Origin of the sequence: Flavobacterium sp. (assembly GCF_049590715.1) — a bacterium.
GTDB lineage: Bacteria > Bacteroidota > Bacteroidia > Flavobacteriales > Flavobacteriaceae > Flavobacterium.
On the sequence record NZ_JBAWDL010000135.1, the window covers coordinates 1 to 2,043 of the forward strand.

General features: G+C 39.1%; 2 protein-coding genes. One reads left to right on the forward strand and one right to left on the reverse strand.

The genetic code is table 11. From position 1 onward, the window contains the following. The coding region (locus tag WBQ70_RS06290; RefSeq protein ID WP_423911852.1) for an NAD(P)-dependent oxidoreductase at positions 1–317 on the forward strand (317 nt) is incomplete at its 5' end. An 80-nt stretch (positions 318–397) separates the two neighbouring features. Here the strand turns inward: WBQ70_RS06290 and lysS are convergent. Continuing rightward, positions 398–2,043 (reverse strand): lysine--tRNA ligase (lysS, locus tag WBQ70_RS06295; RefSeq protein WP_423911855.1); only part of this gene is annotated, 1,646 nt, incomplete at its 5' end.

Below are 2,043 nucleotides of genomic sequence, written 5' to 3' on the forward strand. Positions count from 1 at the left end.
TGATCATCAATACCAGTCGAGGTGCTTTAATCCAAACTTCAGATGTGATTAAAGCATTGAAAAAAGGAAAGGTGGGGTATCTAGGAATTGACGTTTATGAACAAGAAGAAAAATTATTTTTCAGAGATCTCTCAGAAGATATCATTCAAGATGACGAAATTCAGCGATTGATGAGTTTTCCCAATGTTTTGGTTACCGCTCATCAGGCATTTTTCACACAGGAAGCGTTGACGCAAATTGCTTTGACAACTTTGGGAAATATTGAATCTCTTTTGTCTCAAGATGATATTGAGAATAAGCTGGCTTTGTTAGTGTAAAAATAAAAAAGGAACTCCATCACGAAGTTCCTTTTCCTATATAAATCTATGCTAATCTGTGAAATCTGTGTTTGTAAAACTTACTCCACCAATTCCACTACCTTACTTTCACCTCCAACAACTACTTTGGTCAAGCCGTGTTTAGACAAACCTTTCATAGCAGCATCCCATTTTTTCCCGCTTAAATTAGCCGAAATTTTAAGCTGAGTTAAATCCATTTTATTCTCGTTTCCTTTCAATAAAGCAATAATTACTTTTTCTTCTTCAGTCAATTCAATTTGAACTTGTTTCTTCTCAGGTCTCATTTGTGGAAACAACAACACCTCTTGAATCGAAGCATTATTGGTCAAGAACATCATCAAACGGTCCATTCCAATTCCTAAACCAGAAGTTGGTGGCATTCCGTATTCCAAAGCTCTCAAGAAATCCTCATCGATAATTCCAGTTGCTTCATCATCCCCTTTTTCAGCTAGATGCATTTGATCTTCAAAACGGGCTCTTTGGTCAATTGGGTCGTTTAGCTCAGAGTAGGCATTCGCAACCTCTTTACCACAAACCATCAGTTCAAAACGCTCTGTTAACTCAGGATTGTCACGGTGCTCTTTACATAAAGGCGACATTTCTTTTGGATAATCAGTAATGAATGTTGGCTGAATATAATTCCCTTCACATTTCGCTCCAAAAATCTCATCAATCAATTTTCCTTTCCCCATCGTAGCATCTACTTCGATTCCCATACCACGAGCCGCTTCAAAAAGTTCCGCTTCGTTTTTACCAGAGATATCAAAACCTGTAAAATGTTTGATAGAATCCGTCATGGTTACACGAGCATACGGCGCTTTGAAGCTAATCGTATGTTCACCAAAAGTAGCTTCACTAGTACCATTCACGCCAATAGCGCAATGCTCTAGCAAACGCTCCGTAAAATCCATCATCCAGTTGTAGTCCTTGTAGGCTACATATATTTCCATAGCGGTAAACTCAGGGTTGTGCGTTCTGTCCATTCCTTCATTACGGAAGTTTTTCGAAAACTCATACACCCCGTCAAATCCACCTATAATCAATCTTTTTAAGTACAACTCATTCGCAATACGCATGTACAACGGCATATCCAGTGAGTTATGATGCGTAATAAACGGACGAGCCGCAGCACCACCAGGAATCGATTGCAAAACCGGAGTTTCCACCTCCAGATATCCTGCATCGTTAAAGAAAGTACGCATCGAGTTGAACAACTTTGTTCTTTTGATAAAAGTCTCTTTCACGTTTTGATTCACTGTCAAATCCACGTAACGCATACGGTAACGCAATTCGGCATCATTGAAAGCATCGTGTACTTTTCCGTCTTCATCTACTTTTGGTAATGGTAACGGACGCAATGTTTTACTCAGAAATGTAAAACCGCTCACACGAATACATTTTGCACCCACTTGTGTGGTAAACAATTCTCCTTCAATTCCAATAAAATCACCTAAATCGGTTAATTTTTTAAACACTTGATTGTACAACGTTTTATCATCACCCTCACACAACACATCGCGGTTCACGTACAACTGAATACGACCTTCGCTATCTTGCAGTTCAGCAAAACAAGCTTTACCTTGGTCACGCACACTCATCAAACGCCCCGCTACGATGACCTTCTTACCTTCTTCAAAACTTTCCTTTATTTGTTTCGAAGTATGATTTACAGGAAAAAGATTCGCTGGATAAGGATTGATTCCTA